The 16,263-nt window shown below is 49.3% G+C and carries 13 protein-coding genes; 8 read left to right on the top strand and 5 right to left on the bottom strand.

The window, feature by feature from the left end:
* Window positions 1–341: 341 nt before the first annotated feature.
* The 6 genes from ACR0QT_RS07710 (at window position 342) to ACR0QT_RS07685 (ending at window position 5,633) form a co-directional block, all read left to right on the top strand.
* Window positions 342–770, top strand: a complete 429-nt coding sequence (locus ACR0QT_RS07710) for an ATP synthase subunit C (RefSeq protein WP_432630246.1) — start codon at window positions 342–344, stop codon at window positions 768–770.
* 4 nt (window positions 771–774) lie between these two features.
* Entirely contained in the window at window positions 775–1,083 is a 309-nt protein-coding gene (locus tag ACR0QT_RS07705; protein WP_432630245.1) for a V-type ATP synthase subunit F, read from the top strand.
* 82 nt (window positions 1,084–1,165) lie between these two features.
* Window positions 1,166–1,771 (top strand): V-type ATP synthase subunit E, encoded by a 606-nt coding sequence (locus ACR0QT_RS07700; RefSeq protein WP_432630244.1) that lies wholly within the window; start codon window positions 1,166–1,168, stop codon window positions 1,769–1,771.
* The gene (locus ACR0QT_RS07695; RefSeq protein WP_432630243.1) at window positions 1,764–3,530 is read left to right on the top strand and encodes a V-type ATP synthase subunit A; all 1,767 of its coding nucleotides are present in this window, start codon (window positions 1,764–1,766) and stop codon (window positions 3,528–3,530) included. Before ACR0QT_RS07700 ends, ACR0QT_RS07695 begins: the two co-directional genes overlap by 8 nt.
* 23 nt (window positions 3,531–3,553) lie before the next feature.
* A complete protein-coding gene (locus tag ACR0QT_RS07690; RefSeq protein ID WP_432630242.1) occupies window positions 3,554–4,993 on the top strand; it encodes a V-type ATP synthase subunit B in 1,440 nt (479 codons plus the stop codon).
* Window positions 4,994–5,015: 22 nt separating this feature from the next.
* Window positions 5,016–5,633 carry a V-type ATP synthase subunit D gene (locus tag ACR0QT_RS07685; RefSeq protein ID WP_432630241.1) on the top strand — a complete coding sequence of 206 codons (618 nt, stop codon included), beginning with the start codon at window positions 5,016–5,018 and terminating at the stop codon, window positions 5,631–5,633.
* A 74-nt stretch (window positions 5,634–5,707) separates the two neighbouring features.
* Here ACR0QT_RS07685 and ACR0QT_RS07680 read toward each other — a convergent pair whose 3' ends face one another.
* The 5 genes from ACR0QT_RS07680 to ACR0QT_RS07660 all read right to left on the bottom strand — a co-directional run bounded on the left by ACR0QT_RS07680 (window position 5,708) and on the right by ACR0QT_RS07660 (window position 12,373).
* Window positions 5,708–7,657 carry a heavy metal translocating P-type ATPase gene (locus ACR0QT_RS07680; protein WP_432630240.1) on the bottom strand — a complete coding sequence of 650 codons (1,950 nt, stop codon included), beginning with the start codon at window positions 7,655–7,657 and terminating at the stop codon, window positions 5,708–5,710.
* 248 nt (window positions 7,658–7,905) lie between these two features.
* Window positions 7,906–8,181 carry a metal-sensing transcriptional repressor gene (locus tag ACR0QT_RS07675; RefSeq protein ID WP_432630239.1) on the bottom strand — a complete coding sequence of 92 codons (276 nt, stop codon included), beginning with the start codon at window positions 8,179–8,181 and terminating at the stop codon, window positions 7,906–7,908.
* 594 nt (window positions 8,182–8,775) lie between these two features.
* On the bottom strand, window positions 8,776–9,579 hold the full coding sequence (locus tag ACR0QT_RS07670; protein WP_432630238.1) for an alpha/beta hydrolase: 804 nt from the start codon (window positions 9,577–9,579) through the stop codon (window positions 8,776–8,778).
* A 54-nt stretch (window positions 9,580–9,633) separates the two neighbouring features.
* The gene (locus ACR0QT_RS07665; protein WP_432630237.1) at window positions 9,634–10,935 is read right to left on the bottom strand and encodes a 2-hydroxycarboxylate transporter family protein; all 1,302 of its coding nucleotides are present in this window, start codon (window positions 10,933–10,935) and stop codon (window positions 9,634–9,636) included.
* A gap of 511 nt (window positions 10,936–11,446) precedes the next feature.
* Window positions 11,447–12,373, bottom strand: a complete 927-nt coding sequence (locus tag ACR0QT_RS07660; RefSeq protein WP_432630236.1) for a LysR family transcriptional regulator — start codon at window positions 12,371–12,373, stop codon at window positions 11,447–11,449.
* A gap of 304 nt (window positions 12,374–12,677) precedes the next feature.
* On the opposite strand from ACR0QT_RS07660, the gene ACR0QT_RS07655 reads away from it, so the two are divergent.
* Both ACR0QT_RS07655 and ACR0QT_RS07650 read left to right on the top strand, forming a co-directional pair.
* The gene (locus tag ACR0QT_RS07655; protein WP_432630235.1) at window positions 12,678–13,655 is read left to right on the top strand and encodes a LacI family DNA-binding transcriptional regulator; all 978 of its coding nucleotides are present in this window, start codon (window positions 12,678–12,680) and stop codon (window positions 13,653–13,655) included.
* Between the two features lie 193 nt (window positions 13,656–13,848).
* Entirely contained in the window at window positions 13,849–15,819 is a 1,971-nt protein-coding gene (locus ACR0QT_RS07650) for a sucrose-specific PTS transporter subunit IIBC (RefSeq protein WP_432630234.1), read from the top strand.
* Window positions 15,820–16,263: the final 444 nt, after the last annotated feature.

Here is a 16,263-nt window from a genome sequence, read left to right as displayed (position 1 = left end):
CCAACACGACACAGCCAAAGAAACAAAGCACGGCTCCAACGGCGAAAGAAGTCATGCAAACACGCTCCCGCTCCGGGTTCGAGCGTAGCGGTGCATAAGACTGCAAAATACGCAGTCTAAGCACCGACGTCTCACACGGGTTTGCATTGACGTTCTCGCCTTTTGTCGCCGTTATAACCACTACAAGTTCAAGTCGACGCAAGCATCGACTTGGCGCGTGATTTTGGTCAGCTCTGGCTGACATTTTTCCATCAAAATCACTGCGCATCCACTCTGAGTTATAAGTAAGCTATAAAAAGCAAAGTTTTCATTCAAATAAAAATATAAAGGAGAAAACAGTCATGACCGTATTAGCAAAAATCACTTTAGCAGTAGCACTCATTTTAAGCATTGCCGTTCCGTTCGGCGCATTTGCAGTAGGAGAAAAGACAAAAGGTCGTTATAAGACCGCTCTCGCTGTCAACGTCTTCCTGTTCATGGGAACGATCGTTATCGCAGGCGCAATGATGTTCTCCGGTCAGGCATTCGCAGAAGAAACTGCGACAGCCGTATCAAATGTTGCAGGCTTTGGTTACCTCGCAGCAGCTCTTTCCACCGGTCTTGCCTGCATCGGTGGTGGTATCGCCGTTTCCGCAGCTGCATCTGCCGCTCTCGGCGCAATCAGCGAGGACAGCTCGATTCTTGGTAAATCCCTCATCTTCGTAGGTCTTGCCGAAGGTGTCTGCCTGTATGGACTGATCATTTCCTTCATGATCCTGGGCAAACTTTAATTCTATGAAAATGTATTTAATCAGCGACAACATCGACACCTGGACAGGAATGCGCCTGGCAGGTGTCGAAGGCGTTGTCGTCCACGAGAAAAAAGAGCTTAAGGAAGCACTCGATAAAGTTCTGACCGACCGTGAAATCGGAATCGTTCTTCTGACTGAGAAATTCGGCAGAGATTATCCGGATCTGGTCAACGAAGTCAAGCTGAACCACAGACACCCGCTGTTTGTGGAGATTCCGGACCGCCACGGAACCGGTCGCAAGCCGGACTTTATCACTTCCTATGTAAACGAAGCGATCGGATTGAAGTTATAACATTCCTTCAAAATTACAGATAGCGTAAAAGTACCGATATAAAATCGCTATAATATAGAAATATAGAAAGCAGGTGACCGTCTTGACAACCGAGGAAAAATTACAGCATTTTCTGGATACCTGTATGGAAGATGCCAGAACCCGGAGCAACCGGATGCTGGATGAATATATGAACGCACTCGAGGAGACCTTCAAACAGCATCAAGCTGACGCAAAGCGCCGTTCCGCCATGCAGATCGAACAGGAAACCGAGAAAATTGAGAGAGAGATCAACAAAAAGCTCGCTGTGGAGCAGATTGATATTCGTCGCGCACTCGGTCAGAAGCAGGAGGAGCTGAAAGACAAACTGTTCGTGGAACTGAGAGATCAGCTTGCGAACTTCCTCGAAACACCGGAATATCTGAAACTGCTGGAACACCAGATTGCAAATGCCGTCGAATTTGCCGCTGACGACCCGATCACGATTTATCTTGATCCGGTTGATGAGGACAAACAGAAACGGCTTTCTCTTCATTATGGACACGCACAGATCAAGATCAGCGAATTTTCCTTCGGTGGTGGCACGCGCGCAGTCATTCCGACGCGCCACATTCTGATTGACAATTCCTTTCAGACCCGCCTTGAGGAGGCAAGAGAAAACTTCCATTTTGATTTGAGCCTTGAGGAAGGAGACAGCGCAGATGAGTAAAACAGGTGTTATTTACGGAATCAACGGCCCGATCATCCATCTGAAGGGAGATCCGGGCTTTACAATGAATGAGATGGTTTATGTCGGCAAAGACAACCTCGTCGGCGAGGTCATCGGTCTGAAATCCGACGACACAATCATTCAGGTATACGAGGAGACGACCGGCATCCGACCGGGCGAGATCGTAACCGGAACCGGAGCTCCGGTCTCTGTCACGCTTGCCCCCGGCATTCTGACAAACATTTTCGATGGAATTGAGCGACCGCTGAGCGAGATCGCAAAGACCGGCGGTGCCTACATCAACCGCGGTGTCCATGTTTCCTCCCTTGACACGGAGAAAAAATGGAAGACCCATATGACCGTCAAGAAGGGCGACCGCGTCTTCGGCGGAACGATCATCGCAGAGGTTCCGGAGACCCCGGCAATCGTCCACAAAGTTATGGTTCCACCAGATAAAGAAGGCTTTGTCCTCGATGTCGTCTCCGACGGCGAATACACGATCGAGGAGCCCCTCGTGACGCTTCAGCTCTCTGACGGAACCGAGGAGAAACTCACGATGACCCAGAAATGGCCAATCCGTGTTGCGCGTCCGACTGCAAAACGTTTCCCGGCAACCCAGCCTCTTGTCACCGGTCAGCGTATCCTCGATACGATGTTCCCGCTCGCAAAGGGCGGTACTGCCGCAATCCCGGGTGGATTCGGAACCGGAAAGACGATGACTCAGCACCAGATCGCAAAGTGGTCCGATGCAAATATCATCATCTACATCGGCTGTGGAGAGCGTGGAAACGAGATGACTCAGGTTCTTGAGGAGTTCTCCCGCTTGGTTGACCCAAAGACCGGCAATCCGCTGATGGACCGCACAACGCTGATCGCAAACACTTCAAATATGCCGGTAGCAGCGCGTGAAGCAAGCCTTTACTCCGGTCTGACGCTCGCCGAGTACTACCGCGACATGGGCTACCACGTTGCAATCATGGCAGACTCGACCTCCCGATGGGCGGAGGCCCTGCGTGAGCTCTCCGGACGACTCGAGGAGATGCCTGCCGAGGAAGGTTTCCCGGCTTACCTTGCATCCCGCCTGTCCGCATTCTACGAGCGTGCCGGCATGATGCAGAACTTAAACGGAACCGAGGGAAGCGTGACGATCATCGGCGCTGTCTCCCCGCAGGGCGGTGACTTCTCCGAGCCGGTAACGCAGAACACAAAGCGTTTCGTCCGCTGTTTCTGGGGACTGGATAAGAACCTCGCCTATGCGAGACACTTCCCGGCAATCTCCTGGCTGACGAGTTACTCCGAGTACCTGACTGACCTCGCGCCGTGGTACACCGAGCATGTCGACAAGCGCTTCGTCGACTACCGCAACCAGATCGTCTACCTGCTGTCTCAGGAGAGCAGTCTGATGGAGATCGTCAAGCTGATCGGTGCTGATGTTCTGCCGGATGACCAGAAACTGATCCTTGAGATCGCCAAAGTCATCCGTGTCGGCTTCCTCCAGCAGAACGCCTTCCACAAAGATGATACCTGCGTTCCGATGGAAAAACAGTTCAAGATGATGGACGTGATCCTCTATCTCTATCAGAAATCCCGCTCCCTGATCTCGATGGGAATGCCGATGTCTGTACTGAAAGAGGACTCGATTTTCGATAAGATCATCTCCATCAAGTACGACGTTCCGAACGATCGCCTGGAGATGCTCGATGATTACAAGAAACAGATTGACCGCTTCTACGACGACGTTGTGGAGCGCAATGCCTAAGAAAGCACAAGGAGGGATTTATTATGGCAATCGAATATCTTGGTCTGAGTGCAATCAACGGCCCGATGGTCGTCTTAGAGGGCGTTCAGAATGCTGCCTACGATGAGATCGTGGAGATGACGGTCGACGGCTCGAAAAAGAAACTTGGCCGTATCATCGAGGCTTACAAAGATAAAGCTATCATTCAGGTTTTTGAGGGAACCGATGGACTCGGACTCAAAAACGTTCACACCAGACTGACCGGTCATCCGATGGAGCTTGGAGTATCCGAGGAAATGCTCGGCAGAACGATGAACGGCATCGGTGTCCCGATCGACGGTCTCGGTGAGATCTTCCCGGAAAAAATGCTCGACGTCAACGGTCAGCCGTTAAACCCGGTGACCCGTGAGTATCCGCGAAACTACATTCGTACCGGAATCTCCGCAATCGACGGTCTGATGACGCTGATTCGCGGTCAGAAACTTCCGATCTTCTCCGGAAACGGTCTTCCGCACGACCAGCTCGCTGCCCAGATCGTTCAGCAGGCTTCGCTTGGCGATGACTCCGATGAGGAGTTCGCAATCGTCTTCGGCGCGATGGGCGTCAAGCACGATGTCGCAGATTTCTTCCGCCGGACTTTCGAGGAGAGTGGTGTTTCCTCCCACGTTGCAATGTTTATGAACCTTGCAAACGACCCGGTCGTTGAGCGTCTGATCACTCCGAAATGTGCACTGACACTCGCCGAGTACCTTGCTTTTGAGAAACACATGCACATCCTCGTTATCCTGACCGATATGACCTCGTTCGCCGAGGCAATGCGTGAGGTCTCCTCCTCCAAGGGCGAGATCCCGTCGAGAAAAGGTTACCCGGGATACTTATACAGTGAACTTGCATCCCTTTACGAGCGCGCCGGTATCGTGAGCGGAGTCAACGGCTCTGTCACCCAGATCCCGATCCTGACAATGCCAAACGACGACATCACGCACCCAATCCCAGACCTGACCGGATACATCACCGAGGGACAGATCGTTCTCGACCGCTCGTTAAACGGTCAGTCGGTCTACCCGCCGATCAGCGTCCTGCCGAGTCTGTCTCGTCTGATGAAGGATGGTATCGGTGAGGGATTTACACGCGCCGATCATCAGGACGTCGCAAACCAGCTCTTCTCCTGCTACGCAAAAGTGGGCGATGCACGTGCACTTGCCTCCGTCATCGGTGAGGATGAGCTCTCCCCGATCGACAAGCAGTACCTCGTCTTTGGTCGCGAGTTTGAGCACCGTTTCGTCGGTCAGGACCCGCATGAGAACCGAAACATCATCCAGACACTGACAATCGGCTGGAACTTACTCGGTCTTCTGCCACGCGCAGAACTCGACCGTATCGACACCAAGGTGCTTGACCAGTACTACAAGCCTACGATGATCGACCACAACGGCGACCTCGTACCGGCTGACAAAACCGCTCATACTTCTGACGCGGAATAAGTGAGGGGAAGGAGGTTACTCTATGAATTTGAACACCTTTCCCACAAAGGGAAATCTGATCCTCGCAAAGAACTCTCTCGCACTCGCGAGTCAGGGATATGTGCTGATGGACAAGAAGAGAAATATTCTTCTGCGCGAGCTGATGGGACTCATCGACCAGGCAAAGGATATTCAATCTGAGATCGATGCGACGTTCACCTCCGCCTACAAAGCACTCGAGCGCGCAAACATCGAGCTCGGCATCAACTTCGTTCAGGAGATCGCAACCTCAATGCCGATCGACGATACGATCCGCATCAAGACGCGAAGCATCATGGGAACGGAGATCCCGCTCGTCCAGCACGACCCGACTCCGCCCGCGCTGACCTATGCACTTTACAGCACAAAGGAATCGCTCGACGATGCCCGGATGCAGTTCGAGAAGGTGAAGGAGCTGACAATCAAGCTCTCAATGGTTGAAAACTCCGCCTACCGCCTCGCCGGAAGCATCCGAAAGACGCAGAAGCGCGCAAATGCGCTCAAGAACATCACAATCCCGACTTACCAGACTCTCGTCACGAACATCACGAACTCTCTCGAGGAGAAAGACCGTGAGGAGTTCACGAGACTGAAAGTCATCAAGAGGATGAAGGATTCATAAAAAAAGCCCCTTTCGCCTTATATATTTTTTATAAGTGTGAGAGGGGTTTTATATTTTTTATTTTTCTACGTTTTTCATTTTTTCTTCCACTTTAGCAATAAAGCTGAGTTGATAATGACAAAGACCGAACCGCTGTTGTGGACGAGAGCTCCTGCGACCGGATTCAGAATTCCAGTGATCGCAAGGATAATCGCGATCAGGTTCAGCGTCATCGAAAACGTCAGATTACAGCGAATCGTGAACATCATTCTTCTCGCGAGAAGCAGAAGATGCGGAAGCTCACGGATCTCATCGTTGACAAGCGCAATGTCTGCGGCATCAACCGCGATATCACTTCCGACTCCACCCATCGCAATTCCAACATGGGCTTTTTTCAGCGCCGGAGCATCGTTGATTCCATCTCCGATCATGCAAACCGGCTCCCCGGAGTTCTGACGTTCCTCGATAAATCGCAGTTTGTCGACCGGGAGGCACTCGGCGCGGAACTGTTTGATTCCAATACTCTTTGCGATCGTTTCCGCCGACTGAATATGATCTCCGGTCAGAAGCACCGGAGTGACTTTCGCCTCAAAGATCTCTGCGATCGTCTTCTTTGCATCCGGACGAACTGTGTCAGCGAGTGCAAGAAATCCTCCTGCCCTGCCTCCAATCGCGAGATAAATGATCGTGCATCCCTGTTTTCGGTAAGTGTCTGCCGATGCCTCGATTTCTTGTGAAAGTGCGACCTTTCGCTCGCGCAGAAGTTCCTCATTTCCCGCAAGAACCTCCAAATCCATCAACGTATCTTCAGAACCATTCTTATTTCCCAGATAACTCGTTCCATCAATCTTCGCACGCACTCCGCGTCCCGGAATCATTTCAAAGTCTGCAAGTTCGGCAAGCGCACTCTGATCTGCACTCTTCTCCTTTTTTAAACAGCGCACAACCGCCTTTCCAAGCGGATGTTCCGATTTCTGCTCTGCGCACGCCGAAAGCCAGTAGAGTTCCCGATCGGAAATCTCCGGAAGAAAGCTGTGAACTGCCTGCACCTCGGGAGTTCCGAAGGTCAGGGTTCCCGTCTTATCAAACGCAATGTCTTTCACCTGAGCCAGACGCTCAAGCGCATCCCCCTCTCGCACAAGAAATCCATGACTCGTCGCATTTCCAATTCCTGCCATGATCGCCGTCGGTGTCGCAAGAACAAGCGCACATGGGCAGAACACGACGAGAATCGTCACAGAGCGGATGATCTCACCGGTCGCAATCCAGGTCAGAACGGAAGCTGTCAGTGCAGTCACGACAATCCATGTCGCCCAGCGATCTGCAAGACTCACAATCTTCGCCTTTCCTGCATCTGCCGACTGGACGAGACGAATCATGCGCTGAATCGAGCTGTCCTCCCCGACTCGCGTCGCACGCATATCAAATGCGCCAAACTGATTGACGGTTCCACTCGAGACCTCGTCTCCCTCTCCCTTGTCAACCGGCAGAGACTCTCCGGTCATGACCGCCTGATTGATCGAAGTCTGACCGGAAATAATCACTCCATCCACCGGAACTGTCTCACCCGGAAGCACGCGAAGAAGATCACCGATCTTCACGTTCTCAGCAGGAATGATATTCTCGGTCTCAGAACTCTGACTTCCTGAAACCTTTCCGATCACGCGAGCTGTCCGCGGAGTCAGATGAACAAGTTTCTCAATTCCCGCTCTCGCCTTGGCGACAGTCAGATCCTCAAGAAGTGCGCCAAGCTGCATGATAAATGCGACCTCACCGGCAGCAAAATCTTCGCGGATAATGATCGATGCAATCAGCGCGATCGAGACGAGCACGTCCGCCTTGATGTCAAACGCTGTGACCAGACCGATAACCGCTTCAAGGATAATCGGCACTCCACACAGAATGATCGAGATCCACGATGCATCAAACGGCAGTGGAACCAGATCAAAGATGCTGACAATCAGTGCAATCGCGGAGAGAATCAGACAGACAATATCCTTCTTCGTGCCTCCCCATTCCAGAAACTCTTCCAGTTTTTCTATCATACTGAATTTTCCTCCCTCTAACCTGTTACCTACCCAGAATAAGGTTTTTTGTACCTATACCCATATAGGTATATATTCTGTGTGCTATTATACCTATGGGGGTATTGGTTGTCAAGTATCTTGCTCCCGCTCGCCGCAAATTTTCCATAAAAAAAAGAGGGGACCATCCATCCAATTTCTCATGGACAAATGTATCCTCTCTTTATTCAATCTTTCGATTTTTCGTTAAATAAACAAATAAATGCTCATTATTTCATATTCGCAAATCGCTCAACAGCCTTCGTGAAATTTGCAATCGTCTGGTCGGCATCCCCGTGCTCAATTCCATCCCTCACACAATGCTGGATATGACCCTCAAGCACAACCTGACCAACCCGATGAAGCGCGGATTTTGCCGCATTGATCTGCGCTAAAATATCCTCACACGGCACATCCTCATCCACCATGCGGTCAATCGCCTGAACCTGCCCGATAATCTTTTTTAAACGGCGATGCAGATTGTCTGCATCCATACACTGTCTCATCGAAATTGCACCTCCTGTATTTTTTGTCTATACCATCATTTCTAACTTTTCTGTGCTAATAATCGTTATTCTTTACACCTTTGTTTTTACTGTTCACGCACACGTGCCCAGTAACGGAATTTGCCATTGCATCGCATTCCAAATTGTTAAAATCCGCTTGAATATCATTCGCTTAAATGCTATATTATATATCAAGAGGGATGTTACCGATAGACGGTCGTCTCTAATCAAACATAAGCAAAAAAATAATCGCCAGGTTTTTCGAGGACAGGGCGGTTATTTTTTTGCGTCTTTTCCCAAAGTGTATCCAAGTCCAAAGCATGTTAAGCCGAAGCTTACCAATGCTACGAAATCCATAATACTCATATGGCATCCCCCTCCTCCTATATTTTTCGTTACATCAAAATGTAATCGGAGGGTACGCATGCCCTCCCAAGAGAGCCGAACCGCCTACCGTTATGGTAACATCCATCTTTGGATTTTATCATATTTCTTCCATTCCGAAAAGAGATTTCTACAAAACACAAAAACCCTCGGAATAGATTTCCCTATCCCGAAGGTTTAAAATCATTCTTATTTTCTTATGGAAATGTCCTAAAACTCTGGAAATGTCCAGCGAAGCGCATCTGGGAAGCGCATTCTCCACTCCCTCTGATTGTGAATCGCATCCTGATACACATTATATTTCATCGTTTTCGGTGTCAGACCTCCGCGAACGAAATAACTGCGAATGATCTCCGATCCTGCAAGAAATTCCTCTTTCGTCGTCATCCGTCCAAACTCATTTGTTCCCGTGTCCAGATACAGTCTGCAAATATGTGAGTAATCCGCCATCTTCAATACTTCTTCCAACTTATCCATCCAGATGCAGACTGCCGCACTCATAATGATTGCGCGGTGAAACGTCTCCGAATGTGCAAGCAGTGCATAGGTGCTGATCAGACCACCCGTGCTGTATCCACAGATTCCGGTATGATCTGCATCCGCCAGAGTCCGATACCTGCGGTCAATCTCCGGCTTGAGTTCCTTTGTCATCCACTCAAGATATTCTACGCCCTTTCCCTCAATATGCGGTTCAAACGTCTTTCCCTCCGGAACAACAAAATCTTTCGTAAATGGCGAATACTGCGCGGTGCGCTTCGCGTGATCATTCGGCGACTCAATCGCCACAAGAATCACATCCGGCACAAACTTTCCATAGTCTCTATAATACTGCTCAAATCTCAGACTCTCTGCGCCCCAGAATGTCTGTTGATCGCAGAACAGATCCTGTCCGTCATTCACATAGAGAACCGGATACTGTTTTTCTCCCGTCTCATAGCCATCCGGTGTAAACACGCGAACCTTTACCTCTCTGCTAAGAGGTGTGATACAAAAATTCAATGTCTCAATCTTCATCCGTTTTCCCTCAAATTTTTTCTCACAATTTTTCTCAGAGTTTCTCACAGATTTCTACATAAAGGTACTGAACATGAAACTTGCAATGACGAGCATGATCGCTCCTCCGATTCTCGAGGAAATCTGAGCATAGCTCATCAGCTCCATGCGATGACTTGCTCCAAGAACCTGAATATCACCAGCACCACCTCCGTTTGCCATGCAAAGTGCCGCTGTGACAACCGTCTCGATTCGGAAGAATTTAAAGAGCGGAGCCATCAGCCATGCGCCAAGCGTTGCACCAGTAACAACGGCTGCAATAACAACAAGACTCTGGAAATTCAGTACTTTTACATAGTCCATCAGGTTTGTTCCGATTCCGACCGTAACCATAAGCGGAAGGGACATATACTTTACAAAAAACTGTTGCATTCCTCTTGTACCGGCACGCACATTGTCCGGAACCAGACCGGAAATATTTAAGAGTGCCACAAGAATAATCATAAATGCAAACTGGTGAATGGAGAATCCAAGACCTGCATGGTTAATGATCGAAATCTTGGAAGAATAAAATCCGCTGAATACAAAGCAGAACAGACCAAGTGCCAAACCCGCTGCATAATCAGCCACCGTCGGCTTGATTTCTGCTTCCTGTGTCCCAAGATCTGCCGGTGTCTTCATCAGCTCTCCGTTTCCGGTGAACTCCGGTTTCTTCTCTCCAAGTTTATTCATCAGGGCAGCAATCAGAACGGCAATCATGTTTCCAAGACTAAGGGTTGCAAATGCAGATGCATACCAGATCTGCGGGTCCTGTCCGCTTGCCTCTCCCCAGATCTTGCTCATCGGGATTGCTCCGGCACCATTTCCACCTCCCATGATCGGAAGTGCGTAATTCAAGATTGCATTGATCGGTCCGATTCCCACAACGATTCCTGCTACTCCTGCAAACAAAAATGCAAACACAATCGCAGAAAGGATGCACGGAATATATCCGCCCAGAGAACGAATCAGGAGCTTTCTGTTCACAGATAAAACTGATCCTGTGACAAGCACCAAAATATAAAGATTCAGAAATCCGGTCTTACCATTAAACGTATTCAACGTTTCCACAAGGGAATCCGGAATCAGATGGAATGTGGACATTGCTCCGGCTGCCAGACAGGTCAGAAGCATACCACCGCCGAGCCAGTCTTTCCAGATCGGAATCCGATCTCCAATAAATCCAATGAAAGTTCCAACAACAGTTGCAAAACAAAGTGCGCCTACCATATCGCCCGGAATCGACTCCGTCATTCCAACTCCCCAAGTTACCACAAGAAGAATCAGGAACATCCAAAGTGGCATTCCAAGCAGTTTTACTTCCTTCAGCTTGCTCATCTTTTTATCCTCTCCTATTCACCCCGACAACACCCAGAAATGGTTGTCCTCTCATTTCTCTCATTTCTTTCATTTCTTCTTTTGCTTTGTCTCTTTGTTTCGTTTGCTTTCACCGGTAAAAACATTGTCTGTATTATATATAAACTTTTTTTAATTGCGCAATACTTTCAACCGTCCTCAGCTATTCAGGTTTTCTCCACCTCCCATAACCATTTTTCTTCCCTCTTTCCGTCTGTTCCCCATCTGCTCTTCATTTGTTGTTCCTCTATCCTTTATTTATTTTTTATCTGCGCTTCATCCGTTCTCCGTTGAATATTCTCTGATCCGGATGCCCGTATCACTCAAATTTTCTGCCACATTTCTTTAAAATTCACATAAATAAACGCAAAAAAAAGAAGTACCCATCCTCCACTTGGACAAGCACTTCTCATTCATTTCTATGTTCTCTTATTCCTCTTTTTCACACAGCCCATTCCCATTCGTTATGGCTTAAATGACATATCAGCCAGTTTTACGGGGCAAACCGCTGACCCACCATAAACTTCCAGAAAAGTTCTGCTCCCGTTGACAGTTTTCTTCCCCGCTTCTTCGCAATCACTACATATCGGTAAAAGGATTCCCCCTTTATCGTCGCATAGACCACCTGATTGTTTGTATAAAGAGATTTCACCGTCTGTAACGGCACCATAACAATCCCTCCGCCTCCACAGGCAATCGCATATCGCGTATCAACATGATCCACATGAAGTGCATTTCCCACATGAATTCGACAGCGCCGAAACAGCTCCTGCTCCGCAAGAAACAGACTGTGCGTCGATGTAGAAAGAACAAAGCGGTTATTCGGTCTTCGCAGACATTCCACATCGATCTCGAGCGGATTCTGATATGAATTTTCCCCGATCTCAACTCCCTCAAGTGCCGGACTGTCCTTCGGGATTACGAGAAGAAGCGGATCTTCTTCCAAAGGCAGATATTCAATCCGGTCAGACTGAACGGGATCTGTGTATACTGCAAGCTCTCTCTCCTCACTCTCAAGCATCTCCTCGCAGGTTCTCGCATCTGTATTGTGATACTCCACATGGATTTCCGGATGTGCGTCAAGAAATGCCGAGGTGCGAACCCCCGCATACATTCCTCCTCGGCTTGTTGTCATCACAATCAAATCCTGATGTTTCTCTCCGGACACTGCATCCAGTTTTTGCTGAAATTCCTTTTCCAGTTCCAGATAACGTCCGGCAAATTCCAGAAAGATCTCTCCCTGTTCCGTAATTCCAAGAGGATTTTTACTCCTGTCAAAAATCTGAAACCCCAGCTCAGATTCCAATTTTCCAATCTGCTTTGTCAGCGCAGGCTGTGACAGAAACAGAGTTCTGGCGGCTGATGAGATTGTTCCACATTCCTCCACCGCCATTACATAATGAAATAATCGACTGTCCATATCGTTCTACTTCTTTCCTCGTCATTTCCATGACTACTAATTCTTTTGCTTTTTACTTACTTGCTCATAGCCCAACTTGTTTGTCGTGTAACTATCATTATAGCAACATTCTCTCTTAGTCGCAAACATATCCTCCTGTCTGCGGACACACACCGGCAAACTCTGCTTTCAGCACAGTATCCTACGGGATTTTCCCTTCCGAAAAATTCCTCTCCCCTGTGTAGGAAATTTCCCCGCACTTTTCCGCATTCCAGAATCGTGATATACTTGTATTATGAAAAATTCCAAGGAGTTAAAATTATTTATGAAGAAATTTACTATGGCGGACATCGCCGAGATGTCCGGTGTCGGAAAAAGCACAGTCTCCCGCTACTTCAACGGCGGATATGTGAAAGAAGAGACCCGCGAGAGGATTCAGGCTGTGATCCGCGAGTGCGGATATATGCCAAACTCATTTGCCCGACTCAATGCCCGTGAGAGCAACATCATCGGCGTTGTCGTGCCGACCCTGAATTCCAAGATCACCGGTCGCGTCATCACAAGCATCGACCGCCATCTGCGCGAACAGGGATACGAGACTTTAATCAAGAGCTCCGATCACCAGATCGCCCTCGAACTCGAAAACATTCGCCGTCTGATCAGCTTAAACGTGGGCGGAATCCTGCTCAGCTCCATCTCCATCACCGACCAGCACCGCAAGCTGATCGCCAACAGTCCCGTCCCGATCGTCGTGATGGCACAGGAATTCGACGCTGGAATCTCCGTCGTGGACGATGATTATCAGGCTGGATTCGAGATGGGAAAATATGTTGGAAAATCTCATCCGGAGCACGTTGTCTGGCTCGGAATCAGCGATACCGACCGCGCAGTTGGAATCATTCGCCGTCAGGGTGTTCTCGACGGTCTGAAATCCTGCGGGATCTCTGAGGTTCGCCTCTTCGCCGGTGATTACAGCTACGAGAGCGGTCAGCAGATGGCGAAGGAAGCACTCGAAAGCGGTCCCGTAGACGCGATGATCTGTGCAACGGATCGCCTTGCATTCGGCGCCTACTACACGCTCGCTCAGTTCGGAAAACGAATTCCCGATGATGTCTCCGTTGCCGGTTTTGGCGGTTACAATGAGAGTGCTCTGCTCTCCCCGGAACTCACGACTCTGAAATTCGATTCCTATGCGCTCGGTCAACTCAGCGCCGAGACAATCTTGCGTCTGATCCGCAACGAACCCGTCCCGGTCAAGCAGGTCATCGGTTTTGAGATGATCCCCGGAAAGAGTGTGAGATGATGACGCACGGTTTTGTGCGTTTTGCACAAAAAATCGCCTGATTTTTTGGCGGTCCAAATGTGGTATCGATTCCATATTCGTATTGACTTTACGGCAAAAATGCTGTATGATTCAGGTATGGAACCGATACTACATTTTGTTTCACGGTTCATCGTTCAATTCATTCATCACCACAAAAAAGGAGAGGTTTTTTATGGATTATGCAAAAATCGCCAGTGAAGTAATCCGACTCGTGGGCGGAAAGGAAAATATCCGCTCTGTCGCACATTGTGCAACCCGTCTTCGTCTTCAGTTGCGCAACAATGATCTGAGAGATGAAAATGCTCTCAGCGATGTAGAGGGAGTCAAGGGGGTCTTCCTCACACAGTCACAGTTCCAGATTATTTTCGGAGCAGGCACCGTCAATCTTGTCTGCGACGAGGTTCAGAAACAGCTCGGTGTTCAGGGCGAAACAACCGCCAATGATGAATCCGAGGAGAAGAAGGGCAATCCGCTTCAGCGCTTTGTAAAAATGCTCAGCGACATCTTTGTTCCGATCATTCCGGCAATCGTTGCAGGCGGTCTTCTGATGGGTCTTAACAACCTTCTGACCTCCAACCTGATCCATGGTCAGTCGATCATCGCCCTGTATCCGCAGTGGGCAGGACTTGCAACTGCGATCAACCTGTTTGCATCTGCACCGTTCACCTTCCTGCCTGTTCTGATCGGTTTCAGTGCCTCAAAGAAATTCGGCGGTAACCCTTATCTCGGCGCTGCGATGGGTATGATCATGGTTCACCCGGATCTGATGAACGCTTATCAGATCGGTGTCGGCACAGCCCCGGTATGGGACATCTTCGGACTCCAGATTCCGGCTATCGGCTATCAGGGCACGGTTCTTCCGGTTCTCGCTGTTTCATGGATCATCGCAAACATCGAGAAGCGCCTTCACAAAGTCACCCCGTCCTGGCTTGACAACCTGACCACCCCGTTAGTTTCCATCCTTGTAACCTCCTTCCTGACCTTCATCGTTGTAGGTCCGGTTCTGAGAGAGGCAGGAAACCTTCTCGCCGCTGGAATCACCTGGGTATACAACTCCCTCGGTTTCATCGGCGGAGCACTCTTCGGTCTTGTATACGCACCGATCACACTGACCGGTATGCACCACAGCTTCATCGCAATTGAGACCCAGCTGATCGCAGACAGCGCTCACACCGGCGGAAGTTTCATCTTCTCCACCGCAAGCATGAACAACGTTGCTCAGGGTGCAGCTGTTCTGGCAGTCCTGATGATGACCAAGAATGAGAAGATCAAATCGATCTGCTCCGCTTCCGGTATCTCCGCTCTGCTCGGCATCACAGAGCCGGCAATGTTCGGTGTCACCCTGAAACTGAAATATCCATTCTATGCAGCAATCATCGGATCTGCTGTCGGAAGTGCTTACCTCGCAGCAACAAAGACTCTCGCTCAGGCACTGGGCGCTGCCGGACTTCCGGGCTTCATCTCCATGAAACCGGACCACTACCTGTCCTTCGCAATCGGTCTTGCACTCTCCATGGGAGTTTCCTTCTTCCTGACCGTTATCTTCTGGAAGAAGTTCAACATGGGGGCGATGGAAGGCGAGGGAACAACCTCCGCAAACTCCACTCAGACCGTTGCTTCCACTGCAAACACTGTAACTTCCTCAACAACGGAAACCATTGAGAGTTCTGCATCTGCAAACACCGACGACGAAGTTTTCCTCACTCCGATGACAGGTGAGATCCTCCCGATCTCCGAGTCCGCAGATGAGGCATTTGCCTCCAAGATGCTCGGTGATGGAATTGCAGTCAATCCGTCCGAGGGCACGATCTACGCACCGTGCGATGGAACCGTGAGCCTGCTCTTCCCGACGAAGCATGCAATCGGCATCACAACCACAAAAGGCACAGACCTTTTAATCCATGCCGGTATTGACACCGTAAAGATGGAAGGCGACGGATTTGAAGCCTTCGTAAAGCAGGGCGATACCATCCACAAGGGCGACAAGCTCTTAAAAGTTGATCTTGAGAAAGTTCGCACCGCCGGATACAATCCTCAGACAATGATGATTCTTCCGCAGGCATCTGCCGATGTCACCTTAGAGGTTCACGCATCCGCAAATGCTGATCACACCAGTAAGGCAATGACAATCAAACACAAATAAGCACAAACAACCATGTATCATGATGTATCAAGGAGCAGACACATCCGTGTGTCCGAAGGAGGATTTGTCAACTACTCCCGCTTATAGAAGCTGGAGCTTGTAAGTCAGAGAAGCATAGGTATTAACGACATTACAAGGTGTCTCCCTAATTCTGCCTACATCATCGGGCAGTTGACAATGCCCGTTTTACCAAAGAGATTTACTCTGAGGTATTTGTTATTCTTTCGTAGCGAGGATGGTTATCTCCAAAATCCCCATTGCACCGAAGAGATGTACCAGCCAAATCTTCCAGAACAAATAACGTATCCTTACCATATTTCTTAACGAGTGTCTTAAAAATCTGATGATTTACATCGGATATCCAACGGTTCTCTCGTCCTGAAATGGCTTCTAGTCTACGCTTTACCTTTTGGATTGGATCTGACGGCGAACCTCTTTCAGCAA

This window comes from Brotaphodocola sp. (genome assembly GCF_050873365.1).
In the GTDB taxonomy this organism is placed as follows: domain Bacteria; phylum Bacillota; class Clostridia; order Lachnospirales; family Lachnospiraceae; genus Brotaphodocola.
The sequence above is the reverse complement of the archived record's forward strand: the minus strand, read 5'-3'. Positions and strand labels throughout refer to the sequence as shown.

What these genes read in the sequence shown, in the direction of transcription:
- ACR0QT_RS07695 (WP_432630243.1), top strand. Translation starts at nt 1,764, where the DNA reads ATGAGTAAAACAGGTGTTATTTACGGAATCAACGGCCCGATCATCCAT.
- ACR0QT_RS07660 (WP_432630236.1), bottom strand. Translation starts at nt 12,373, where the DNA reads ATGGACAGTCGATTATTTCATTATGTAATGGCGGTGGAGGAATGTGGA.
- ACR0QT_RS07650 (WP_432630234.1), top strand. Translation starts at nt 13,849, where the DNA reads ATGGATTATGCAAAAATCGCCAGTGAAGTAATCCGACTCGTGGGCGGA.
- ACR0QT_RS07655 (WP_432630235.1), top strand. Translation starts at nt 12,678, where the DNA reads ATGAAGAAATTTACTATGGCGGACATCGCCGAGATGTCCGGTGTCGGA.
- ACR0QT_RS07680 (WP_432630240.1), bottom strand. Translation starts at nt 7,657, where the DNA reads ATGATAGAAAAACTGGAAGAGTTTCTGGAATGGGGAGGCACGAAGAAG.
- ACR0QT_RS07690 (WP_432630242.1), top strand. Translation starts at nt 3,554, where the DNA reads ATGGCAATCGAATATCTTGGTCTGAGTGCAATCAACGGCCCGATGGTC.
- ACR0QT_RS07710 (WP_432630246.1), top strand. Translation starts at nt 342, where the DNA reads ATGACCGTATTAGCAAAAATCACTTTAGCAGTAGCACTCATTTTAAGC.
- ACR0QT_RS07685 (WP_432630241.1), top strand. Translation starts at nt 5,016, where the DNA reads ATGAATTTGAACACCTTTCCCACAAAGGGAAATCTGATCCTCGCAAAG.
- ACR0QT_RS07675 (WP_432630239.1), bottom strand. Translation starts at nt 8,181, where the DNA reads ATGAGACAGTGTATGGATGCAGACAATCTGCATCGCCGTTTAAAAAAG.
- ACR0QT_RS07670 (WP_432630238.1), bottom strand. Translation starts at nt 9,579, where the DNA reads ATGAAGATTGAGACATTGAATTTTTGTATCACACCTCTTAGCAGAGAG.
- ACR0QT_RS07665 (WP_432630237.1), bottom strand. Translation starts at nt 10,935, where the DNA reads ATGAGCAAGCTGAAGGAAGTAAAACTGCTTGGAATGCCACTTTGGATG.
- ACR0QT_RS07705 (WP_432630245.1), top strand. Translation starts at nt 775, where the DNA reads ATGAAAATGTATTTAATCAGCGACAACATCGACACCTGGACAGGAATG.